Origin of the sequence: Streptomyces panaciradicis, from assembly GCF_023516615.1 — a bacterium.
Lineage (GTDB): Bacteria > Actinomycetota > Actinomycetes > Streptomycetales > Streptomycetaceae > Streptomyces > Streptomyces panaciradicis.
Genome location: NZ_JAMGBF010000014.1, coordinates 35975 through 59061 on the forward strand (window position 1 = coordinate 35975; position 23087 = coordinate 59061).

Annotated in this window: 21 protein-coding genes; 8 read left to right on the forward strand and 13 right to left on the reverse strand. The window is 70.0% G+C overall.

What is annotated here, in order from left to right; translation table 11 throughout:
• Positions 1 to 42: 42 nt before the first annotated feature.
• Positions 43 to 1431, reverse strand: a complete 1389-nt coding sequence (locus M8J74_RS06035; RefSeq protein WP_372500118.1) for a carotenoid oxygenase family protein — start codon at positions 1429 to 1431, stop codon at positions 43 to 45.
• Positions 1432 to 1761: 330 nt separating this feature from the next.
• On the opposite strand from M8J74_RS06035, the gene M8J74_RS06040 reads away from it, so the two are divergent.
• The gene (locus M8J74_RS06040) at positions 1762 to 2364 is read left to right on the forward strand and encodes a hypothetical protein (protein ID WP_249835408.1); all 603 of its coding nucleotides are present in this window, start codon (positions 1762 to 1764) and stop codon (positions 2362 to 2364) included.
• Between the two features lie 200 nt (positions 2365 to 2564).
• Here the strand turns inward: M8J74_RS06040 and M8J74_RS06045 are convergent, their stop codons facing one another.
• Positions 2565 to 3167, reverse strand: a complete 603-nt coding sequence (locus tag M8J74_RS06045) for a cadmium resistance transporter (protein ID WP_249835409.1) — start codon at positions 3165 to 3167, stop codon at positions 2565 to 2567.
• 682 nt (positions 3168 to 3849) lie between these two features.
• On the opposite strand from M8J74_RS06045, the gene M8J74_RS06050 reads away from it, so the two are divergent.
• Positions 3850 to 5319: a hypothetical protein gene (locus M8J74_RS06050; RefSeq protein WP_249835410.1), complete on the forward strand. Its 1470-nt coding sequence runs from the start codon at positions 3850 to 3852 to the stop codon at positions 5317 to 5319.
• A 12-nt stretch (positions 5320 to 5331) separates the two neighbouring features.
• On the opposite strand, the gene M8J74_RS06055 is transcribed toward M8J74_RS06050, so the two are convergent.
• Positions 5332 to 5847: a TspO/MBR family protein gene (locus M8J74_RS06055; RefSeq protein WP_249835411.1), complete on the reverse strand. Its 516-nt coding sequence runs from the start codon at positions 5845 to 5847 to the stop codon at positions 5332 to 5334.
• A gap of 368 nt (positions 5848 to 6215) precedes the next feature.
• Between M8J74_RS06055 and M8J74_RS06060 the strand changes: the two genes are divergently transcribed.
• A complete protein-coding gene (locus M8J74_RS06060; protein WP_249835412.1) occupies positions 6216 to 8378 on the forward strand; it encodes an ATP-binding SpoIIE family protein phosphatase in 2163 nt (720 codons plus the stop codon).
• A gap of 69 nt (positions 8379 to 8447) precedes the next feature.
• On the opposite strand, the gene M8J74_RS06065 is transcribed toward M8J74_RS06060, so the two are convergent.
• The 3 genes from M8J74_RS06065 to M8J74_RS06075 form a co-directional block, all read right to left on the reverse strand.
• Positions 8448 to 9632, reverse strand: a complete 1185-nt coding sequence (locus M8J74_RS06065) for a beta-ketoacyl-[acyl-carrier-protein] synthase family protein (RefSeq protein WP_249835413.1) — start codon at positions 9630 to 9632, stop codon at positions 8448 to 8450.
• A gap of 289 nt (positions 9633 to 9921) precedes the next feature.
• Entirely contained in the window at positions 9922 to 10947 is a 1026-nt protein-coding gene (locus M8J74_RS06070) for a hypothetical protein (RefSeq protein WP_249835414.1), read from the reverse strand.
• 117 nt (positions 10948 to 11064) lie between these two features.
• Positions 11065 to 11289: a hypothetical protein gene (locus M8J74_RS06075; RefSeq protein ID WP_249835415.1), complete on the reverse strand. Its 225-nt coding sequence runs from the start codon at positions 11287 to 11289 to the stop codon at positions 11065 to 11067.
• Between the two features lie 338 nt (positions 11290 to 11627).
• Between M8J74_RS06075 and M8J74_RS06080 the strand changes: the two genes are divergently transcribed.
• Positions 11628 to 12932 (forward strand): GAF domain-containing protein, encoded by a 1305-nt coding sequence (locus M8J74_RS06080; RefSeq protein ID WP_249835416.1) that lies wholly within the window; start codon positions 11628 to 11630, stop codon positions 12930 to 12932.
• Between the two features lie 53 nt (positions 12933 to 12985).
• Positions 12986 to 13420: a hypothetical protein gene (locus M8J74_RS06085; RefSeq protein ID WP_249835417.1), complete on the forward strand. Its 435-nt coding sequence runs from the start codon at positions 12986 to 12988 to the stop codon at positions 13418 to 13420.
• 199 nt (positions 13421 to 13619) lie between these two features.
• Here M8J74_RS06085 and M8J74_RS06090 read toward each other — a convergent pair whose 3' ends face one another.
• From M8J74_RS06090 to M8J74_RS06110, 5 genes are all read right to left on the reverse strand, one after another.
• Positions 13620 to 13985 carry a gas vesicle structural protein GvpA gene (locus M8J74_RS06090; protein ID WP_058927639.1) on the reverse strand — a complete coding sequence of 122 codons (366 nt, stop codon included), beginning with the start codon at positions 13983 to 13985 and terminating at the stop codon, positions 13620 to 13622.
• A 187-nt stretch (positions 13986 to 14172) separates the two neighbouring features.
• The gene (locus M8J74_RS06095; RefSeq protein WP_249835418.1) at positions 14173 to 14784 is read right to left on the reverse strand and encodes a dihydrofolate reductase family protein; all 612 of its coding nucleotides are present in this window, start codon (positions 14782 to 14784) and stop codon (positions 14173 to 14175) included.
• 74 nt (positions 14785 to 14858) lie between these two features.
• On the reverse strand, positions 14859 to 15701 hold the full coding sequence (locus tag M8J74_RS06100) for an AraC family transcriptional regulator (RefSeq protein WP_249835419.1): 843 nt from the start codon (positions 15699 to 15701) through the stop codon (positions 14859 to 14861).
• A gap of 209 nt (positions 15702 to 15910) precedes the next feature.
• On the reverse strand, positions 15911 to 16477 hold the full coding sequence (locus tag M8J74_RS06105; RefSeq protein ID WP_249835420.1) for an SMI1/KNR4 family protein: 567 nt from the start codon (positions 16475 to 16477) through the stop codon (positions 15911 to 15913).
• A gap of 112 nt (positions 16478 to 16589) precedes the next feature.
• Positions 16590 to 18161, reverse strand: coding sequence for a helix-turn-helix domain-containing protein (locus tag M8J74_RS06110; protein ID WP_249835421.1), 1572 nt, complete (start codon positions 18159 to 18161; stop codon positions 16590 to 16592).
• Positions 18162 to 18476: 315 nt separating this feature from the next.
• On the opposite strand from M8J74_RS06110, the gene M8J74_RS06115 reads away from it, so the two are divergent.
• Positions 18477 to 19142 (forward strand): cutinase family protein, encoded by a 666-nt coding sequence (locus M8J74_RS06115; RefSeq protein WP_249835422.1) that lies wholly within the window; start codon positions 18477 to 18479, stop codon positions 19140 to 19142.
• A 485-nt stretch (positions 19143 to 19627) separates the two neighbouring features.
• Positions 19628 to 21001 (forward strand): DUF5933 domain-containing protein, encoded by a 1374-nt coding sequence (locus M8J74_RS06120; RefSeq protein ID WP_283947842.1) that lies wholly within the window; start codon positions 19628 to 19630, stop codon positions 20999 to 21001.
• Positions 21002 to 21081: 80 nt separating this feature from the next.
• Here M8J74_RS06120 and M8J74_RS06125 read toward each other — a convergent pair whose 3' ends face one another.
• Complete coding sequence (locus M8J74_RS06125; RefSeq protein WP_249835424.1) at positions 21082 to 21357, reverse strand: DUF3253 domain-containing protein; 276 nt, start codon at positions 21355 to 21357, stop codon at positions 21082 to 21084.
• Between the two features lie 158 nt (positions 21358 to 21515).
• Here M8J74_RS06125 and M8J74_RS06130 point away from each other — a divergent pair, with 158 nt between their 5' ends.
• Positions 21516 to 21833: a hypothetical protein gene (locus tag M8J74_RS06130; RefSeq protein ID WP_249835425.1), complete on the forward strand. Its 318-nt coding sequence runs from the start codon at positions 21516 to 21518 to the stop codon at positions 21831 to 21833.
• Positions 21834 to 21936: 103 nt separating this feature from the next.
• On the opposite strand, the gene M8J74_RS06135 is transcribed toward M8J74_RS06130, so the two are convergent.
• Positions 21937 to 22353, reverse strand: a complete 417-nt coding sequence (locus M8J74_RS06135) for an ATP-binding protein (protein ID WP_249835426.1) — start codon at positions 22351 to 22353, stop codon at positions 21937 to 21939.
• Positions 22354 to 23087 lie beyond the last annotated feature (734 nt).

The window sequence follows — 23087 nt, forward strand, 5'->3', positions numbered from 1 at the left end:
GGCCCTACGCCTGAGACACCGGCCCTGGTCACGCGGCAACCTTCAGGCGTCGGCAATCCAGCTGCCGTGGAATCCCAGCGGCACGCGGCCCGGCAGCTGGATCCGGGCCAGCGGGTGCCCGCCGAAGTCCTGGGCCGACAGGATCACCAGGTCGGTCGCGCCACGGTCGGGGTCGTTCACGTACGACAGGACGTAACCGTCGTCCTCGTCCCGTGCGCCGTGCCGGGGAACGAACACCGGCTCGCCGGCCGCCGCGCCCTCGGGGAAGCGGTGCACCTGCCCACTGCCTCGCAGCATGTCCTGTTTGATCAGGTAGTTGGAGAACTTCTGGTCCGGCGGTACGCCGTCGACGGTCTCGTACGCGCGCCACATCTCGGCCGCGCTCGCGGTGTAGGCGTAGCGGTGCCGGTGTGCGACGAGGGATTCGTTGATGCGGGGGAATTCCTGCGGGCGGTCGTCCAGCCGGTCGCTGCGCACCCGGCCCGCCCGCGGGTCGATCGTCCAGCGGTCCAGCGTCGGTGCACCGGTCGCGCAGGGGCCGCCCATCCCACGGCCGGCGGCGTAGAACGGCGCGGGGAACCCGATGTACTCCATCACGACCGTGTCGCCCTCGTCGTACGCGTTGAGCGTGTGCGAGTAGTACACGGGGTCGATCTCGAACCAGCGCGTGGTGCCACCGTTGCGCGGCAACAGGCCGATGCGCATGGGGTGATGGTCGTTCCACACGTACGGCACGATCGCGCCCGCCTCCGCGGCGTCGGCGTCGAAGGTGATCGGCACGTCCACGATCACCACGTACCTCTCGGTGAGCGCGAAGTCGTGCATCATCGGCGCGTCCGCGACGGGAACCCGCGTCGTCCGGGCCACCCGGCCGGTTCGGTCGATCATGATGTGCCGCACATGGTCCCAGGTGGGGTAGTAGGCGACCGCGTGCAACTCGTCGGCCACCGCGTCGTACTTGGTGTGCGCGGTGAACGCGCCCTGAAGGGTGGAGCGGAAGTCGTACGGGCGTACGGTGCCCAACTCGCCGTCCAGCTCGTACGGCAGAGGTCCGCTTTCCTGCAACGCCAGGATGCGGCCCTTGTACGGGATGACGTGGGTGTTGCACGCGAAGTCGTCCGGCGGCACCTGGCCCGGGTAGCTTTCCCCCAGTTTCGTCGTCACCTGTGAGGACCGCACCCAGCGGTTGCGGTACCACTCCGCGCGTCCGCCGCGCAGCCGGACGCCGTGCACCATTCCGTCGCCGAGCATCCAGTGATGGGCCCGGACGTCCTCGAGGCCCAGCGCGTTCGGGCCGTTGCGCAGATAGCGGCCGTCCAGGTCGTGCGGGATGCGGCCGGTGACTTTGAGGTCAAAGGCGGTCAACTCCTCGCTGACAGGCGCGAAGGCGCCTTCCAGGAACGGCCTGGACCCGCTCACGCCACTCTTCATGCTTACGGGAGCCGCCTGTGCCGCGGTCGTGTGAAGGTTCGGTCCGAGACCACTCCCCACGATGCCGCCGGCTGCCGCTGCGGCGGTGCCCTTGAGGACTTTCCTCCGTGTGTGACTGGCCATCATGCTTCCCCGTTCCGATGTCGACGCCGTCGGCCGCAGGTGCCGCCTACGGAGCAACTCTCCTCTGCGGTCGCCCGTGGGACAGTTGGCCCAGGTGCCGGACCGGGGGTGGTACCGGCACCACCCCGGAGACCCCTGTTGAACCCCGCTGGCCTCCGTCGCGTTGTGCTTCTGCAGTCCCAGCAACATCGCGGAAATGGGGTAATAGTGGACACGCTCAGGAAGATCATGGACTTGCGGCAGGATCCTGCACCGCAGGCGAGCAATCCGCGCCAGGAGGCCATGTCGCACATCCATACGGTGCTCAACCAGGGAGGCGCGCAGGGCGTCACCGTAGGGCACGCCGTCGCGGCCGCGATCGAAGGGATTCACTACGGGGCGGGAGAACATGGCGCACGGGATGTGCACACCGTATTCATGGACCCGGCACTCACCGACGCGTACCTGACCCCGCTCAACAGCGAGCATGCCCCGGAGGCCCATAGGCAGATCGCCGAGGCCGAGTTCAACTACTGGGATCAGCAAAACAGGCAGAACCCCACCCGGGGTACCCAGGTGGCAGTGTCGTTCGATGTGGATCATCGAGTTCAGCTGCAGTCCAACATCGGCCGCTTGGTGCAGGCGGGCCAATCCTTCACCCAGCACCTTGCGAACGAGCAGCCCTTCAGCACGGGCAACGAAAACCCCGTCGCGCTCTACGCAGGCATGCTGCCCCCTGGATCGTCCCAACCGAGGGCGAGCCAGCAGGGGTCCGCCTCCACACAGCCGGCAACCACTCCGGCTCCCGCTCCCAAGGGACGACGCCGCTAGGTTGCATGGCTCAAGTCACCGGGCTGAGATGAGACGTCGGTGAGGTGCAGTGCGGCCTGGGAGGCGAACGCGAGTCCGTTGGTTCGCGCAGCCCCAGGCCGCGCCCTTGCTCGAGGCGGTTCACGCGCCGCTCAGCCGGCCGAAGAGGACGACACGGTCGGAGCCGAGGACGCCAGGTGAGCACACCGCACAGGGCGCTGTCACAGCCCGAAGGCGCCGCCCTCGACGAGGATGAGCAGGCCGATGGCGATCAGGACCAGGGGCAGCAGGATGTGGCCCCAGCGAGCGAGCGCCTTCGCGATGACGGGACGGGTGGCGAAGAACCTGCCCGCCCAGCACCACACGGCCACGAGCACGAGGAACACCACGGCGTACACGCTCATCCCGCCGATGCCCGCGGTGGCGAACACGGGCACGTAGACGCCGATGTTGTCGCCCCCGTTGGCGAAGGTGACGGCGGCGACCTCCAGCGGGCCCGGCCCTCCCTCCCCGGCCCGTTCCTCCTCGTCATCGCTGCCGTCGTGGCGGTCCGTCCATGCCCGCCAGGCGGCCTTCAGACCCAGGGCGAGCGGCAGAAGGCCGAGGTAGGGGATGACGGCCTCGGGCAGGAACGTCGCACCGAGCGCGGCAGCCACCGCCACGGCGAGAATCGCGGCGAAGCCCAGGTACTGACCCAGCATGATGCGGCGGGCGGATCCGGGGTGACCGGCGCCCTGGGCGAAGAACAGTGCCAGCACCAGGATGTCGTCGATGTTGGTGACGGCGAACAAGCCGACGGCCTGTCCGACGATGCCCAGGTGCACGGTGGCTGCTCTCCTCTGCCGCGGGTTGCCCGGTGAGGCTACCCGCAGCTCATCCAGCAGGGGCCGCGGGGCTGAGGTTCGGCCGGGTACGCCCCCGAGGTCGATCAGCGCCGCCGGCCCGAGCCGGTGACCGGCTCGACGTTCACTCGTTTGACGGAGCGTTACACCCGCGCTCTGGAAAGCATGTCAGCCTATGTACCTTCGCTTGTTTCGGCCTGAAGCCGGGCCTCAGGCTCAGGATGTGGAAGCCGTCCTGGTGGAGCGGTACCGGGACCTGGTCCGCCTGGCGTATCTGGTGCTTCCGGCATCGCTCGGCCGTCATCGGCGGGTGCTCCTGGCGCACTCTCTGGTCCAGCGGGCCCTGCCGCGGTCGAAGTCGCGCACGCGCGCCGTTCCGCGCCCCCGGGAGGAGGCACACGGCAGGGCGACAGCCGAGCGAGGTCTCATGGTCGAGGTGCTGCGTGCGGCATTGGCCTGCGAACGACGCCCACGCCGTTGGTCCCCGCGGCTCGCCGCGCCGGCGGCGATGAAGCCTCGGGCGCCCTTCGTGGTGGGACTCCGGTTGTTCCCTCGATCGGGCGGGGCGGACGAACTGGACCTGGCCCGTCGGCTCTCGACCGTCTCCGCCGCCTCGCGCGCCGCGTGTCTTCTGCGTGCGGTTCATGGTCTGTCCGAGGAGGCTGTGCACGACCTGCTCCAAGCAGCGGGCGTGGCGGACCCGGCCGCTGCCGTACGTACGGCCGACTCGCTCGGAGCAGGACAAGCCGGCCCGACCGCCGCGCTGCTGTCGGCGCAGGAATTCGACGCCTGCGTCCTCCAGGCCGGCCCCACCGATCTGCTCCGCCGCAGCCGCCGAGTCAGAGCGGCTTGGGGCGCCGCCGCCGTCGCCCTCGCGACGGCGACCACCTTGGCCATGACGGCGGCCGGTGACACGGCACCCGGGCCGTCCACCGCGGCGTCCGCCGCCGACGCCGCGTTCAGGCCCGCGGACTTGGTGCGCACCCCGGCACAGGCATGGGACGACACCTCGCGAGTCGACTTCACCGCGTGGCCGGCCCGCGGCTCGCGCTCCCACGACGACGCCTTGCTCGGCAGGGCCCTGGCCACCTGGGCCCATCCGCCGACCGGCACCCGTGTCCGGCTCGCTCCCGCCACGACCGCGGCCGCACCGACGACCGCACCACAACTGCTGTACGCGGGAGACGTCGCCGACCGCACTGTGGTGCTGCTGTACGACGGCACGCGACTCGCCCGGTACAGCGAGACCCGCTCCTCGGCGCAGGCCGCCGAGCTCAGTGTCGCCCGTACCGATGACGCGGACCTCACGACGGCTGCGGCCGTGTCGCTGGCCTCGGGCAAGGGCGGCGCACGTTATCTGCTGGCTCCCTGGATCTCCGAGGCGAGCATCCGCGACCTGCTGCGCCCGGACGTTCTCGCCCGTCCCTTGCGGACCGCGAAGGACGGCGTCACGCAGCCGGTGCCGTCGGTGTCCGCCGGCCACGGCTGCGAAAACCGCCCGGTGCTCCAGTTGCGTTCCTCCTCACGCATCGTCGAAAAGCACTCGTTCCTGCTCGCCGACCGGGGCGGCCTGTCCCCGGCCCACCTCACGTATGTCCCGCTGCCGGGCAAAGGCCGACCGCCCGGCCGGCCCCGCGAGGCCACCGGCTCAGCCGCCCTGGTCGCGTGGGGGCACCTGGCCTGCGCGCTGGACTCGCTCGGGGACGCCGGGGTGCGCTCCGTCAACGCCTGGGACTTCGCCGAGCAGGATCTGCCCGACAGCGGTGGCACGGCCGTATGGACCTGCGCCCGCGCCGATACCTGGAGCGGACCCGGCGAGGTGACCGTGACCCTGCGGACGAGCAGGGACACGCCGACCGCGCCCGCCCGCACGGTCGCACGGGCGCGGTCGACCGCCGCCTGCAGCCGATTCGGTCAGAACGTCGCGGCGACGACCGGATGGCGGTCACCGAGGGGGCACTGGTACGTGCTGGTAGCCGGCAGCAGGGCCGTGACACGCCTGTCGGTGAGCGGGGACGCATCCGCCACGGAGGAGGGGCGGACACTCGATGCGCCTGCCTCCCACAGACCCCGGACCCAGGTCCGCGCCACGCTGTCCACGGGAGAGCAACTGAACGCTCTCGGGTCCCAGTGAGGGACTCGGCCGTCAGCGCGTGGCGTTCTGCCGGACGAGGGAGGCGTTCAGGCCGGTGGCGAAGGCGCACCATGCCGCATAGGGCAGGAGCGTGCGGGCCGCTGTCGAGTCGGTGCGAGCGGTGTGACGGATGAGCTGCGCGTTGCTGAGGTCGAGCAGCAGCGTGCCGACCAGACCGGCCTTGGGGTTGCGCAGACGGAAGAAGAGCCAGTTCCAGCCCGCGTTGAGTGTCAGGTTCACGGCCAGGCTGGTGGCCAGTCGTGTGCGCTCACGCCGGTCGGGGACCGTACCGAGAGCGTGGCCGGCGGCGTAGGCGACGCTGGCGTACAGCGGAGTCCAGACGACGCCGAAAGCCCACGACGGGGGCTGCCACTCCGGCTTGCGCAGGGACCTGTACCAGGTGCTGTCGGCGTCGACCGCTCCTGCGCCGGCCACAGCCGTGGCGGCCACCGCCGCGGCTGTGGCGCCGTAGCGCATCCATGGACTCGGCGCCCGCCCCGAGCTCGTGCGTCCGCTGATCAGTTTCATGCTGATACGGCTTCCCTGCACCGCGCAGTGCGTACCACCGATCGCAGGACGACCTCGGAACGCGATCCGCGATCCCTCGTGATGGCAGCCACCGACCGGTATCCGCGCTGGTCAGATCCACACAGCCCATTTCGCGAAGCATGTTGCCCGAGATCTGTCAGCGCTGGCGTGGCTTCCCCAGGAGCCGTCATGTCGACTCGCCTACATCGCCTTGCCCACGGTCACCGTGCGATCCGCTGGTGTAGGCGAAGCGGGGCCGGGTGTTATTGAATGAGGTTTGCGGTCAGGAATCCCGGACAATCCGTCGCCCGGGTTCTGGTACGGCCCCGGCGTGGCGCCGGGGTTGGCGAGCGAGCTGAGAGAGCCGCATGGACTCCACCCCACCCCCGTCGTCTGCGTCACCGTACGACATGGTCAGCAGCGCTTTGGGGAAGTACATGCCAGCCGACGGAGCGGCAGCGGCCGCTGGTTCCGCCGACGCGCAGGGGGACGACGCCGCCCGCCACCCCGTACCCGCCGATCCGGCCCCCGGCCGTCAGGAGCAAATTCTCGGCGCGGTCAATCTGGACCGGGATCTGAGAATCACTCGCAGCAAGCTGGACGCCCCCGTCTTCTCGGGGGTGGAGGCGGTGATCGGAAGCCCTTTCGTCGATCTCCTCCCTCCCTGGGACGTACCGACGGTCACCCGGCGGCTGCGGCAGGTTCTCGAGACCGGTGAGCCGCACGTCGCCCGCGTTCAGCGTCTGCGGCGCGGCGACGGGTCGGAGCTGGTGGTCTCGATGAGCATCCTGGCCGCCGCCGCGCCTCAGGAAGGCCTGACCGTCTCTCTGATCGCCATGGCCAAGAGGCTGCACCTGTATGCCGCCGAGACCGCGATCGGCACCTCGTTGGACATCGGCGAGACGGCTCAGTCGCTGGCGGAGTCCCTGCTGGCCTGGGGGGACGTGACGGCGATCGACCTCGACTTCGCCGTATGGACGGGCGAGGTGGTCACCGAGCAGCCGCAGGGACGCATCCGGCTGCGGCGGGCGGCCCTGGTGCCGGAGCGGGCGTGGCCCGACGGCTACCTGACTCCGGGTGCCGATCTTCCCGGAGACGCGAGCCGCCTGCTGTCGCGGGTGATACGGCGTGGCGATGCCGCCCAGCCCATCGTCATACCCGACCGGGCAGCGATCGAGCGGGTCCTCGGCAGCTCGCGGCTGGTACGTGCCCTGGTTCCCGGTGACCAGGCGGCCGGCGTGGCCTGCATCCCCCTGGTGCTCGAGGGCGAGCCGCCCGTCGTGCTGGGTGTGGCGGAGGTCTGGCGGCGGGCGGACCGTCCCTTCGAGGACAGCGAACTGTTCGACCTGCAGGAACTGGTGGCCAGGACCTCGCACCACGTCGATCTGGCCCGCCAGCACCAGCGAGAGCACACGCAGGTGCTGGCGCTGCAGCGCCGGCTGCTGCCACGGTCCAGCGGCGACACCATCGACACGGCCAGCATCTACCAGCCCGCCACCCCCGACAGCGCGGGTGTCGGCGGTGACTGGGTGAACAGTTTTCCGCTGCCGGACGGCCGTACCGCGCTGGTGGTCGGGGACGTCGTCGGGCACGGCCTGGGGGCCGCGGCGACGATGGGGCAGCTGAGCATGGAGGCTCGCGCGCTGCTGTCCGCGGGGCTGGCGCCGGACGAGGTGCTGGAGCACCTGGACGAGACGGTGTCGCTGCTGGACGAGCCCGAGTCCGGGTTGGCGGCGGGTTACAGCGCCCTCGGCTCGACCTGCTGCATCGCCGTCTACGACCCGGTCAGCCACCATGTGTCGCTGGCCAGCGCGGGCCATCTCCCCCCGATCCTGGTACCTCCGGACGGGGCGGCCGGTCCGGTCGCGATCCGCCCCCACCCGGGCCTGGGCACCGAGTTCGCCCTGCGGGAGCCGTACGACGTGCACGCGTTCGCCGCGCCTCCGGGCTCGCTGCTCGCCCTCTACACCGACGGCCTGGTGGAGGATCCCGCCCTGTCGATCGACGAGGGCATCGACAGGCTGACGGCCGCCGTGTCCGCGGTGCACCCCTGGGACGCCCTTCAGGAGGCCGCGCGGCGCGTGGTCTCGGCGCTGACGCCGCCGCGCCGGCGCGACGACGTGACCCTGCTGCTCGCCCGCATGATCGGTTACCGCAAGGGGGACACCGCGACCTGGCGTCTGCCCGCGCGCGGCGACGCGGCGGCGCGGGTCCGCACACTTGCCTCCGAGCTGCTGAGGCAGTGGGGCACCAGAGACGTCATCCGGGACAGCGTGCTGCTGGTGGTCGACGAACTGGTCGCCAACGCGGTCCGCTTCGCCGGCGGACCCATCACGGTGCGGTTGATCAACGCCGGTCACGGGCTGCTGTGCGAGGTGGGCGACACCGGCAACGGCAGGCCGCGGCGGGGTCCGGGCGGGCTGCTCGACGACGCCGGCCGTGGCCTGCACGTCGTGCATGCGCTCACCACGCGGTGGGGGGTGCGGTGGACCGACACCGGCAAGGTGGTCTGGGCGTCGATCGAGCGGTGAGGAGCCTTCGGCCGGGTGCGTGCCCTGGTCAGCCGGGGTCCGGGGCGGTCCAGGTGGTGCGCGTGCGTTCTACAGCCACTGTCCTTCGAGGGCGGTGGCCGTGAGGCCCGGGGCCGCCGCGTACAGGACGGCGCGGCTGCCCTGCTCCTGCCCGGCGTCGTACGCCCTCCGCATGATGTCGAACACGGCGGCGCCCCCGCGGTTGCCGCTGGTGTAGCTGTCCCTGCTGTAGTCCAGCAGCCCCGACGGCCACCCGTCGGGCATCGTCTGCTCCATGTACTCCAGCACACGCGTCCCGCCGGGGTGCGCGAGCAGCACGTCGGGGTGCCAGGAGGCGGGGTCGTCCTGGTAGCGCCGGCGCAGCCACTCCCACATCACGGTGACCGTCTCCTGCACGGCGCGCGGCCCGCGCCGGTCCATCACGAAGTGGGTGCCGTCCTCCCGTGTCTCCAGGCGGTGCAGGTCCTGGGTGCCGGGCAGCGTGTGGTGCCAGGCGGCGTCCAGCCGCAGCACCGACTCATGCCTCGGGCGGCCCGTGACCACCGCGGCGACCGCGGTGTCCGCGAACAGCAACCGGACGATCAGGGACTCCAGGGTGTCGTCCGCGGGCTGGTAGGTCGTGCTCAGCGCCTCCGCGATCACGACCAGGACCACGCGGTCGGGGTCCGCGGCCACGAGATCGGCCGCCAGCGCCAGGGAGCGGGTCCCGGCTATGCAGGCCCACTGCGTGGCCGGCAGCAGCATGACGTCGCTGCGCAGCGGGAGCCGGTTGGCCAGGGAGACGTCCAGCCCCGGCAGTGCCGGCGTGGTGGAGTGACTGGTGATCAGACAGTCGACGTCCGCGGCGTCCAGCCCGGCGATCTGCAGGGCCCCGCGTGCCGCGCGCTCTCCGTAGGACTGCACGGCCTCCCAGGCCGGCGCGGTGCGCTCCTGGACGGTCTGCGGCGCGGGTATCGACTCCAGGGCGGCGATGACGCGATCCACGTCCTGCTCGGTGAATCCGTCGTCGGCCAGCGCCTCTCGGGTCGGCCCGATGCCGGCAGCCGGCAGGCCGTTGCCCTTGCCCGGCGCTACGGCGGCTTCCAACGGCAGCATCCAGCCACGGGTTTCGATGCCCGTGCTGGCGGCGATGCCGTCGATCCGCGGCGCCCACGCCGCGTGCGGGTGCCGACTGCGCACTTCGTCAGTGATCTGGTTGGTCTTCACGGCGTGCTCGCCGTGTATCACGGCAGGCGGGCACAGGTAAGCGGCCATGATGGGCACCTTTCTCCAGTGAACGAGGTGGAACGTCACGAACGCTGTGTCATGGGCCACTTAGGTGGGGTTCGAGCAAATCGACGACAGCGCGCTCAAGTTCGGGGTTCCGTGTCTGCCTCGAGCATGGATGCAAAAAGGGCATTTGCGCTGTGACCTGGGCAACTTGGGAGGGTCTGCAATGCGTGAAACGGCGCACACTGCCGCACAGGGGTTCGGCTCGGTGTCGCGCCCGGCGTCCGGCCTGCCGGCCGGCCACCCTCAGTACTGGGGGCCCGACCCGGCCCTGCTAGTCGCCGCCGTCGCCGCCGGAGTCCCCGCCGTCGCCGCCGTCTTCACCCCAGCCGTCGCCGCCAGGCTCGTTGTCCTCGCCTGCTCTGCCCAGGTTGCTGAACCAGGGGCGGTCCCAGTCCCCGTCGACGGCAAAGGGCTCACCGCTGTTCACCGCGCGCCGCTGCGTGCCGAACCGCGCCATGCCCGTCGCGTCTCCCAGCCCGAAGGCGACGGAGAAGACGTGTGCCATGACGGCATCGAGGGGTTCGGTGCTCTCGTACTGCACGGGGGCCAGTGGCCGCAAGACCGTGTTCGGGTCGAGCGCCGGCCGGCGCGCGGGACACGTCAGGAGGGCGACGCGCTGTTCGTCGCGCAGCAACCACGAGGTCGTCAAGTCCTCCCGCCGCAGCACCCAGTGCTGCCCGGGCAGCCGCGCCTCCACCGAACTCTTCGACTTGCGCCGCTTCTTGTTCAGGGTGAGCTGCGCCGGGGTGTCGCCGACGGTCAGCCGCAGGCCCTGGGAGGGGTCCGAAGATTCGCGGTGGAAGCCGTGCGGCGCCCGGATGCGCACCACGGGAGCCTGCGGGCCCCACACGTCCACGCGCGCCAGCCGCCGGTCCACGGCGACGGTGACGGGCCCGGCGGGGCCCGGCGCCTGCCGCCGCGCCAGCCACAGGGGTACGTCCTCGGCGCGGGCCTGGGCCGCCAGGGCGGCGACGCGCTGCGGGCCGCCGCACTGCCGCACCGCCAATTCCCCCAGCTTGCGGGCGAACTCGGCGGCCTGCCGCACCCTCACCGGTGTGGTGGTACCGGTGACGCGCGTCACCGGGACGATGCCGACGCCGTCGGCCAGCTGCTCCAGCGGGCGTTCCGCTCCGCCGCCCCCGAGCCAGCAGCCACGCTGGAACGCCTCGGCCATGGCGGCTAGATTCAGCTCGCCCAGTGGCGTGCTCCTGCCGCCCCTGCGCAGGTCGGCCTCCGTCAACTGCACTGTGCGCGCGAGCGGATTCCAGGACCGCTCGCCATACAGCACCTCGCTCACGACAACCCCCTACTCCGGCGGACGGCAGAACTCGCCAGGTCCCGCCCCAGGGACCGTACTACCTGCTGACGGTGAACTCCGCAGGCGGCGGGGCGTTGCGGGGTGCGGTCCTGGCGCTCAGCGGTCTGCGGCGCGTGCACGGACGGCTTCCAGGTCGTCGCGGACCCGTTGGGGCTCCTCGTGGAGCAGCATTGTGGCCTCGTCGCGTGCCCCGTCCAGAGAACCGGTCGAGTCTTGGTCCAGTGCGGCGAACTGCGCGTTCAAGTCGTCCAGCGAGCCTCCCTGTTCGGCCACCTGCTCGAAGGTGCGGTCGGTGGCCTCGGGCGCGGTGAGGGCCGCCACCAGGACGCGCGCGATGTCGGCGCGCGCGATCCGCCCATCGGCGGGACCGCCGGACTTCCGGCGGCGCCCTGCAGGAAGACGAGGCGGTGTTCGTCGGGTCCGTTCATGTCGAAGCAGCCCGGTCGCACAATCGTGTAGCGAGCAGCGCCGACGCTGAGACGAGCGCCAGGGGACGTCTCGTGCTCCCGAGGCCCAGGCCTCGGGTGACGCTCGTCGGCATGACGTCGGTGGTGGGGGGCGGGGAGACCCGACCGCTTCGTACGGTTTTGGCTCCGTGATGGTCCCGTCCCTAGACTGGGTCAATTGCACCGACGCATGGTTAGTCGCTGGGAGAGCCGATGGACAGGGCGGAAATCGACTTCAGAGCGGTGTTCGGTGCTGTCCCCAGTCCGTGCCTGGTGCTGACCACGGATCTGGAGATCGTCGACGCGAACCAGGCGTATCTGGAAGCCACCGGCCGTTCCTTCGAGGATCTGTTCGGTCGATTCCTGTTCGATGCGTTTCCCGACAACCCCGACGACCCTCATGCGGACGGGACGCGAAACCTGAGTGCCTCCTTGAACCGAGTCCTGGCCACGGGGGCCCCGGACACGATGGCCGTGCAGAAGTACGACATCCCGGTGGCCGGACAGCCCGGGGTGTTCGAGGAACGGTACTGGAGCCCCGTCAACGTCCCCGTCCTGGACGCCGAGGGCAAGGTCGTGCTGCTGCTGCACCGGGTGGAGGAGATCACCGCGTTCATCCGTGCCCGCGGCGGAACCGACGGCGCGAGTCGCGCCGAGGAGATGGAGGCGGAACTCTTCGCGCGCGCCCAGGAGTTGCAGCGGCTCAACGAGGCGCTGCGGGCCGCGCACGCCGAACAGGGCCGCCTGCACCTGCAGGCTGAGCAGCGGCATGCCTGGGAGCGGGCGCACGCCGAGATCACCACAGCTCTGCTGCAGGGGCGAGAGCCGGATGAGGTGCTGCGGCTGGTCGCGGAGCGGGCCCGTGAGGTCGCGCGGGCGGACATCGCCGCACTCGCGCTGCCGGGTCCCGGTCCATCGATGCTCGTGGTGCGCGATCCGGCCGGGCCGCACACGACGGGCCTCGCCGGCCTGCAGCTGCCTGTGGACAGCTCGCTGTGCGGCCAGGTCTACCGTGAGGGAACCCCCCTGATCAGCGACAGCATGGCCACCCCCCTGCCCGGCGGCGCTCCGTCCAATACCGGCGCGGGCCGGCTCGGTCCGGTGATGATCGCGCCACTGGCGGAAGGGCAGCACACCACAGGGGTTCTCTTCGTGGCGCGTACGCAGGGCAAGCCGGCCTTCGATCAGCACGAGCTGGACATGCTGACACTGTTCGCCGGCCAGGCTGCCCTTGCCCTGCAAGTGGCCGCTCAGCGGGCCCACTTGGAAGCCATGCACCAGATGGAGGACCGGGAACGCATCGCCACCGCGCTGCGTGATCGCACGATCAAGGAGGTCTTCGCCATCACCATGACACTCAACAGCCTCGCCACGGCGCTTCGGGCCGATCACCAGACGGCCGTGATGGACGTGACCGTACGCCTGGACAAGGTCATCCGCGACATCCAGACCGCGGTCTTCAGCACAGCCCCCGACGCCGGCCTTGGCGAGGTATCTCCTGTCGCAGGGGACGGCTAGCCGGGGCCTTGTCCGGTCGATCATGCCTGTGGGCAGTCGGGCATGATGCCCAGGTGAGCATCATCGTGAAGTTCTTCGCGGCGCCGGACGACACGTCCGCGGGCCTGGCTCTCAGGACTGGGCCGGGACGGGCATTCGAGTCGCTCTCCTTCGGCAACTTCGATCCCGAAGAAGCCGTGGTCGAGTGGGAATGCCTCCTGGCCGGCGGCAGCTTCGAGGAACTCGTCGAAGCCGGTGAGCCTCGCATCGTCGCTGGGCAAGACAACGACGGGTGCGTCGTCTTCGCGATCTCGCCTCGCCTGACCGCTGCACTTGCGGACGCGGGGCATTCCAGGTTGCGTGACGTCGCCGCCGCCTGGGCTCAGGTGCGTGCGGAGGACGGCCAGGTCATCGACACCGAGATCGCCGACGGGATCGTGGGCGACTTGGCTGCTCTCGTCAGCAGCGCTCGGCGCCAGAACCAGAGCGTCTATTGCTGGGTCGCGTAGGAACTCATGCGAGGGGCCAGATGGCGATGGCCGCCTCGGTGGCGGAGCCGAGAAGGACGTAGCCGCATGTTCCCGGTAGGGGGTGACGACCGACCGAGACTGCTTCAGGCGGTTGGTCACCCGCGCTGGCCAGCCCCGTCCACCGGTCCTGCCCGCCCGGCATGTCGTAGATCGTCGCGGGGCAGGCGGGCCGGGGCTGCTACTTCTGGCGTCCTTCCTCGCGCGCCTGGTGGAAGGCGTCTGCGATGGTCTCGGCGGCTCCGGAGAGGGCGCCTTTGGTCTTGCCGCGGGCGCCGGATTCCATGAGTTTGCCGGGAAGTTCGGTCAGGCCGGCGGGTTTGCGTGGTCCTGATTCCAGGTCGAGGCGGTTGCAGGCTTCGGCGAAGCGCAGGTAGGTGTCGACGCTGGCGACGACGACGCGGACGTCGATCTTGAGTATCTCGATGCCGACGAGGGAGACGCGGATGAACGCGTCGATCACCAGTCCCCGGTCGAGGATGAGTTCCAGTACGTCGTAGAGACCGCTGGAGCCTCCTCCGCCGCCCTGCTGTGTTGCCACGGTCATTACCGACCCACCTCTCGCCCTGCGCGGGATGTGCGCCCGCGCACCGGTCTCCGATACGGGAGCCTGTCCGCGGCTGTGTCGATGTGCCGGGGCCGCGGGCAGGAGTCGGTTTTCGTGTTGCCTCTCCCCGCAAGATCAAACACGCGTACGAACGGCGGCCTGAGGTAATTCCGGTCGTTGTGGATCTCTATCGGCGGACCGTGAACTTCAGGTGCAGCACGCGCTCGCCTTGGATGACCACGTGAGGGTCGTCGAGGAGACGCTGCTCGTCGATAACGCCGAAGTAGCGCCTGCCGGAGCCGAAGATCACCGGGACCACGTCCATGGCGACTTCGTCGACGAGTCCGGCTGCCAGGATCTGCGCACCCACGTCGCCGGCGTTCACGGCGACGGTCCGGTCTCCGGCGAGCCGCTGGGCCGTGTCGATCGCGGCCGTGATGCCGTCGACGAAGTGGTAGGAGGCCTCGGGGTGCCAGCCTGGCGGTTTGGGCCGGTGGGAGACGACGACCACGTGATCGCCCGCGGGGGGCTTGCCCTCCCAGCCGTTGACCTGGTCGAAGAGGGTGCGGCCCATCACTATGGTGCCGATCGACTCCCACATCGACCGGACGTACTCCGCCGAGGCGGGGGAGACCTTGATGCGGCTCGCGGTCCCGGAGCGGTCGGCAGGCTCGTCACCGCCGGCGGTGATGGGGACGTCTCCGCTGAAGTACCACTCGTGAAGGGGACCGACGTCGCCGTTGTCGTCGGCGATGAAGCCGTCCACCGACACCACGCTGTGCATGATCACCGTGCCCATGGGTCCTCCCAGAGGTCTGTCTGCGTGCTCGGGTCGATCCTTTCCCGGCGGGAGGGGCGCGGGCATGTAAGAAATCAATCAGCGGGCATCGGGCCCCTTTCGTGCGGGCCTTCCGGCTCGGCGGCGAACCGGCGCCTGAGCGCCAGGTACTGCGTCGGGGTGTGGCCGGTGAACTCCTCGAACTCCCTGCTGAAGTGGGCGTGGTCGAAGTAGCCGGCCATGGGTGCGAGCTGCGACCAGTCGACCGGGCGCAGGGCGTCCACGGAAAGGATGAGCCGTGCGAAGCGGTAGATCCGGGCCATCCGCTTCGGGGTGACACCGACGTGCGCCTTGAAGAGGTGGGCCAGGTGATTGCCGCTCACCCCGGCGGTCTCGGCCAGTGCGCCGACCGGGATCGTGCCGTGGGAGGCCTGGAGACGGTTGCCGGTGTGCACGACCAGGCCGAGGCCGCGGGCCGGTGCCCGGGCGAGTCGCGACCGCAGCTCATCCTCCAGCACCCGCAGGATGGCGGCGGGCGACACGGCGTCGCCGAGCCGGTTTCGCATCCGGTCCACGGAGCGTTGCCAGACGGCGTCGACCGGCGCCCATCGGTTGCACAGCTCGCCCGTCGGTACGTCGATGAACGGCGGCATGCCCCAGGGTTTGAAGTGCACCCCGACCAGCCGTACCCGGGAGGGGTACTCGAAGAGGAAGCGCCGGGTCCATACGCCCATGAACCATCCGTCGGTGAACACCGCGGGCGGCACCGAGGGATCGCTGTCCCACAGGCGGACGGGCCCGTCCAGGTGAAGGAACAGGTGGGCCGATGGCATCGGCGGGACATTCATCAGCCGGTGGTGCGGCTCCCCGGTCAGGCAGTAGAGGTCGTCGATGAACCGGTCCAGCGGCGCCGCGGGTACCCGGCCGACGTATTCCATGGCTCCAGTGTGGTCCGCGGCGCCGCGGGGGCAAAGGCGGCGAGGTACGGTCTGGCGTCCTCCGCCGACGCGATCACCTCGGCTGAGACCACGAGGGGCCTGGTCGCGGTCCTCTGCCATCGCGCACGCTGCGTCTGCCGGGCGTCGAGTACGGAGACGTCGCGGGGCTCCGGACATTGCCCTCGCGCTGCCGTAGCGATGCCCAGCGGTCAGAAATCCCACGTCAGCTCGGCGTCGGTGACGACTCGTTCGTAACAGTCCAAGAGATCACCGGTCTCGAGTGCTGTGGCCGTCATCTGCAGCAGCCGTGGCAAGGATGCCCACATCGGATGCGGGTCGAAGCGGCAGCCGTCCTCGTGATCGGCGTCTCCGATCCGTCCACTCTTGCGGGTGGGGCGTTGATCGATCACCAGGTAGTCGCCGGACCCGTCGGCGGCGAAGGGGATCCACTGCCGGTGCCACCACGGCCCGTACTCGTGCTCGGCGTCGCCCACCTCGGCGTCTGAGGGTTCCTGCCCGTGGATGTCGGTCCGCGTCCTCCAGGCGTCCACGATGGCCCGCGTACTGAGCATCGCCCAGAACGGCGGCAGCAAGACGCCGTACGCTGTGCCGTCATGCCTGAGGAGCGATTCCGTCAGGGCGGTGGGGAATGTCAGGCCGAGATCCACTTCCGCGGTGGCGATCGCCGCACGCTCGGCCGGGGGTGCCAACTTGGCGTACGTGGAGGGCGCGTTGTCCACGAGCCGGGCTTCGATGCGAGTCCACGACTCGGCCACTGAGGAAGTCATACGGCGGATCCTGCCAGTCGGCACCGACACTCGCGTGAGGGCTGAGCCCGGTACCGCCGCCGCGGGACCCGCGCCCCGCCGCGCTCTCGGGCCACGCCCGTCAGGGCTCCAGCCGGCGGGCCAGGGCCACCCGGGAGCGTACGCCGAGCTGGGTGAAGATGTTGCGCAGGTGGTACTCGACGGTCCGGGTGCTGATCGACAGCTGGCGAGCCACCTCCCGGTTGGTGGCGCCCTGGGCCACAGAGTGCGCGATGCGCAACTGCTGCGGAGTCAGATGGGGCAGCGGTGGCGTGCCGGACGCGGGGGAGGGGACGGTCGTCGGCGTCTCCCCGGCCGCCCGGAGTTCGGCGTCGGCCTGCTGTGTCCAGACGTCGGCCCCGCAGTGTTCGAACCCCATGACGGCGCTGCGTAGTTGGGCGCGCGCTTCCCCGGGACGGCGTCGGCGGCGCAACCACATCCCGTACGCCAGATGGGTACGGGCATGCTCGTACGGGCTGTCGACCTTCTCGTGCTCTGCCAGGGCCGAGGTGAAGAGGGCCTCGCTGTCCTCGTCGCCCGCCAGCAGGGCGCGGCAGCGCAGCACGATCGCGGGCGCCTGCGGGTCCGCGCCCAGGGAGGCCCACCGGGCGTACTGCCCGAGGAGGGGTTCCACGTCCGGGTGCGCGTCGATGTCGTGACCGGCGAGGACCGCTGCCTCGACGTAGCAGGGGACCACCATCATCCGGAGGCCGAAATGGCCCTGTCGAGGCCCTCCACCGACGAGTGGGGCCAGTCGCGCGGCGGCGTGATCGGCGTTGCCGTGACCGAGGTCCGCGCGGGCCCTGGCCCATTCGGCGAGCGTCCTCACCTGGCTGAGTTCATGGGCGTGGGCGGTGCTCAGGGCGGCCTGCGCGTGAGCGGCGACGGCGGCGGGGTCTCCGGCGATGGAGGCGGCCAGGGCGAGGACGGCGGACAGACCGGCCGTCACATTGCGCTGCGGATGCTCCGCGGCCGCCTCCAGACCGGCTTCGGCGTGGACGCGGGCCTGGTGGTGTCGGCCCGCGCGCAGTTCGGCGTAGGCGAGGTGTTCCAGGATGCGGGGCAGGAGAGTCGGCACCGCTTCGGAGCGGGCGGTGGCCAGTGCCTGGCCAAGGACCTGCCGCGCCGTCACGAGGTCGCCCAGGATCAGTGCGATCGTGCCCGCGGACAGCAGCCGCGAGGGCTGGTGCTGCGCGCTCAGCACGTTCAGCACCGGGCGAAGCAGAGACTCGGCATGCTCGAAGTCACCGTGCAGCACGCTGCGCATGCCGTCGCTGTAGGCCCGCCAGAAGGCGTCGACCGTTCCCTCGACGTCTGCCGGGAGCGGGTCGCGGGCGCGCGGCGAGCCGTCCGAATCGCGGGCCGGCGGTGTTCGGTCCGGAGGGTGGGCCGGTGGTGTTTGGTCCCGAGGATGGGTCGGCGGTGATCCGTCCAGAAGGTCGGTCGGCGGCGAGCCGTCCGGAGGGTGCAGCGCGTCCAGTGCCGCCAGGTAACCCTCGCGGTCGCCGGCCGACCACGCGGCCAGCGAGGCCTGCACAGCGGCTTCGCGTGAGCGGACGGCGTCGGTCGTCCTCAGGGTCTTGGAGGAGAGGAGGAGCAGATGGTGGGCGTCGGCGACCGGTCCGTCGCGCAGGAGCCGAAGCCCGAGTGGCATCTCCTCCTGCGGGGGCGGCAGTTGCTCGCCGCGCGCAGACAGAGCGCTTCGGCGGTCGGGATTCGTGCCAGGTGACTCATGCCCCACGCGCACCACCGTTCTCTGTGGCCTTGCTGTGCCGATCGTAGCGAGCGGCCGTCGCGCGCGGGCCCGTTCGGCGGCTTTGCTGACTGCATGTCCAACAGAGGGCCACCGGTGACCCACTGGTGATTTCACTGATACGCGTGGGGCGGGGCGCTTCCTACGGTGCTGTGGTGCTCGGCGGACACCTCGCGTCCAGAGCGCTCGTACCACCGCCTGAGAAAGAGGAGCCCCATGTCCCGTCACGCGTCACGGCGTCGCCTCACCCTCGTGTCCCTCGCCGGCGTCGGCGCGCTCAGCGCGGCCGGCATCTCCCTGTTGCCCTCCCTGGCGTCCGCGGCACCGTGCCCCGACGTCGAGGTCGTCTTCGCCCGCGGCACCGGAGAGGCTCCGGGCCTGGGCATCACGGGAACTCCCCTGGTGAACGGCCTCAAGAGCGCCCTGCCGGGCAAGACGGTGTCGTCGTACGCCGTCGACTACGCGGCGAACTTCTCGCAGACGAGCGCTGGGCCGGGCGCCACCGACATGACCGACCGCGTCAAGTCCATCGCGTCGAACTGCCCCGCCACCGCCTTCGTCCTGGGCGGCTACTCCCAGGGCGGCAGCGTCACCGACATCGCCCTCGGGATACCCACCCGGCTCGGCACCGGCCGTACCATCCCTTCCCAGCTCGCCGACCGCGTCAAGGCGGTCGTCGTCTTCGGCAACCCCCTGCGGCTGTCGGGCCGCACCATCGCCTCGGCCAGCGATCTTTACGGCGCCAAGGCCAAGGAGTTCTGCAACACCGGTGACCCGGTGTGCGGCAACGGCCGCAACAGCGCCGCTCATCTGACCTACCACCTCAACGGCAGCGTCGAGCAGGGCGCACGCTTCGCCGCCGGCAAGATCAGCGAGGGGTGAGACCTCGGCCGGGGGAGAGGTCCCTTTTCCGACGGGACCGTCCGGCCGCGGCAGGCGATGGCCTGTTTCGGGGTGGTCCCGAGCTGGCATCTTCCGCACAGAATCGAGGCGTGCGGCCACTGAACACAGGGCCTGTTCCATTCTTGACCTGCGAGGATTTCCTGTGTTTCGCTGTGTCGATCTAGGGGGCGCAGTGACTCAGGGGAGACGGGCATCCGTCCGTAGTGCGAGAGCGGCGGCCGCGTCACGCGGGCCGGCACCTCCCTTCGTAGCGCCGTAGCGGTTTGCATACGCAAGGTGTCCTCGGTGCGCCTCCAACGCCTGACAGGCCTGACATGCCCCATCCGCATGCCTTCACGGGTTCGTCATGGTGAACGGAACGGCAACGACACCGAACCAGCGCCTTGCACGTCTGTGAAGCCTCCCTCGCCGCTCGTACGGACGGCAGGGGAGGTGAGCGAGACGGGTGGAGTAGTCGGCAACCAATGAAGTGGTCAGCATTGATAGACATAGGGCGACAAGCGCGAGTGAGACCCTGGGCCGTGGCGGCAGTCATGGTTCTCGGATTCCAGGCGGCACTGGAACTGGCCGTACGGCACTATGGCCTGTCGGGGCCGATCACCCTTATGACGCGAGAGCTTGTTTTCCCGCCGAAGTCGGGCGGGCTGCTGTACGGCGGCATGGCGTTGATGATGGTGGTGCTCACCTGGCGGCAGCGGTTCATCGCGCTGAGCACAGCGATCGGGATCGACGCCGTCTTCTGGGTCGTCCGCTACGTGGCCGGCGCCGAGGTGCCGCACGGCCAGCCCTTCGGCAGCGGCGCGCTGTGGGTGATTCTGGGCTGGGGGATCTACGCCGTCGCCTTCCGCACCGGCCGCGACCGCGTGCTGCTGCTCAAGGGCGTCGGACTGGCCCTGTTGCTGGTGGCGGGCCGCAAGGCCGGCGATGCCTGGCTGTTCCTCACCGCCAGAAGCCGCCCCGTGGTGCTCGACCAGTACGTGGCGACCGCCGATCATGCGCTGGGCAACCCCTCCTGGATGCTGGGCCGGATCGTCACCGCCCTCGGTCCTGTCGGCTTCAACTTCCTCGACTTCATCTACGGCCAGCTCGCGATAGCCGCAATCCTCGTGGCGCTGTTCCAACTGCGGCACGTGGCCGCCACCGGCTCCTTTCCGCGACACCATCTGCTGCGCACGTTCCTCGTGATCGGTCTCATCGGGCCGGTCTTCTACATGATCTTCCCGGTGGTCGGTCCCGTCTTCGCCTTCGGCACCGGTGCCGAGCATTGGGAGAGCATCAGCCTCTGGGCGCCCCACATGCCGCCCAGCGCCCAGTGGGCGGTGGCCGACGTGTGGCCGAACAGTCTGCCCTCGATCGGTGCCCCGCAGCACATGACGTTCGACGAGTTCACGCCGCGCAACTGCATGCCGAGCCTGCACACCGCGTGGGCCACCGCGATCTTCATCCACACCCGCAAGGGCCCGGCCGCCCTGCGTCACGCCGGCACCTTCTGGCTCGTCGGCACCCTCGCCGCCACCCTCGGCTTCGGATACCACTACGGCGCTGACATCATCGCCGGCGTGGTGTTCACGCTCACCATCGAGGCGGGACTACGCGCCTACGACCGCGGCTGGGACCGGTCGGGTGTCCAACTTGTCGTCGGCGGCGCGACCGTGTTCGGGGCTCTTCTGCTGTCCTACCGGTATCTGCCGGTGCACATGGCCCAGTACCCCTTGCTGTTCGGACCGGTCCTTCTCTCGGCCATGCTCGCGGTGATCTACGCCTACGTGCGGACCACGGCGGCATGGGAGCCGGCCACGATATCCGCCCCGCGTCCAGCTCCTGCCGTGGGGTTGTGAGACCGCGGGGTTGTGAGGTCGTGAGGTTGTGAGGGGTGCCTCTGCGGGCCGGCACCCAGGTCGGCAGGAAAGGGACGGGACTACGGGCGTGCGCGACGGATACGAATGGGTCCGCGCGCCTCGGATTCCGTGACGGGCCGACCGCCCTGGGTCACCTCGACCTCGCCGACCGCCACCAGACGCCATGCCGCCTGGCGGACCGGTTCCATCAGCGCCCGCCAGCCTTGGTCGTCACCCTCGTAGACCTCGCGCGCCACGTCGGACGGACAGATGGAGGCCGTCTCGGCGCGGCGCTCGAGCAGACTCGTGATCGCCGTCTCCAGCCGCCGGGCGAGTCGCCTGTCCGTCTCCGCCATGCATCCAGTGTGGCACTGCCTCGGGAGGGCCACGGGAAAGACCGAGCGAGCGCGGCGGCAGCGGATACGAGGGGCACGCTTCGGAGGAGCCAAGGGCGTCGCCGGAGCTGCTGTGGCACTGACACGTGACCCGTCCACATGCCCGCGATACTTGGGTGATGGACAGCTACGAGGGCTTCGCGATGCTTGAGTGGTGGGCCAACCCGTCGACCTGTCTGGCCCGGTTCGGCATGTGCGTCGCAGTCCGCGTGACCGGCGACGCCTGGACATGCGACGCCACCCTCGAACCGGCCTTGAGTGCGGAAGACCGAGAGAGTCTCGACTTCCTGATGGCGCTCGATCCGCTCTTCACCCTGAGCTTCGACAGCGACAGCATGCTGCCCGTGAACGTCGCAGAGGCAGATGACGGACGACTCACGCTCACCGCGTATCAGCGAGAGCCGGCGGACCCGGCAGGGACCAGGCAGTTGCCGTAGAGCAGCCCCTGTGACCCTCCCCAGGGGGGCACAGATCGCCGGTGAAGGACTACTGCTTGCCTGCCGGGCCGAAAGGCGTACGGAGGCCGGCCTCACACCGCGGTCAGGTCGTGTCGCGGGGCAGGTCGCCCCAAACGGTGTGCCCCGCGCGGTCGTGCCTCTCACCCCATGCGCGACAGAGCGCGTCGACCAGCAGAAGTCCACGACCGCCCGATCCCAGACCGCCGAAGGACGGATGCCTCCACCTCGCCTTCACCAACTCGGTGTCGAACCCCGGCCCCAGGTCCGTGACCTGAATTCGGAGCACCTGGTCACCACCCTGTCCCCGGAGCATCAGCGACAGCCGGACCGGCGCTCGGCCGTGGTCGAAGGCATTGCCGACCAGCTCGCTCACCACCAGCAGGCAGTCCTCGGCGAGGTCGGACCGGCCCCACTGCGCGAGCTGCCCTCGTACTTCTCCACGTACGGGGCTCAGGCCGTCCGTCGATGTGAGGGTGACAGCCACAGCGGGAGGTTTCATGCCAGATCACCTCTTTTGTCTCTCATAGGTGATCCGTTGCGGACCGGGCGACGGATGGGCGCGGAGGCGGGTCCTGCTTGAGAAAGTGGAACTCGGCTGACGCGCGCAACGAGGGAAGACGATGTTTATCTTTTCTATCCGTAGCCGAGGCCGGTGCGGATTGGTCTGAGAAAAAAATTCAATCGATCGGGTAATGGACCAATCCGCCCGCCCGCCGGAGTCGGATTCCCCACGTGAAGGGTGACGAGAAGAAGACGCGGCAGCGCCCCGGCTGGACCCGGCGAAGCCTGGCAGTCGGCAGCGGCACTGCGGCCGCTTTCGCGGCCGTTGCTGCGACGGAGTTGGCGCCAGTGAAGGCGCGTAAGCACAACGACGAGCTGCTTCTTCAGTCCGAAATTCCTGCACCGCTGATGCTTTTCGCACGGGTGCCGGCAATTGCTGCACCGCGATTTCCGAGCACCGGAACTGCTGGTGTCCCGGTGCTCGGAACAAGCGGAGTAGTCGCGGCCACGAGCAGGCCGCATGCGCCCCATTTCACCAATGCACCGCCTTCGGTAGCGGCCGTCGCCGCAGCCTCGACCGGAGCGGGAATGCTGGCCCGCCTGAGGGCACGCATCCCGTGGTGGTCACCGTCGCGCCCCCTCTGAACCTCACTTCCCCCCTTCCCCGAAAAGGCAGCACCCGCTGTCGTGACCTACAGGAGATTCATCGTGAACGCCCGTATCCGCCGTACC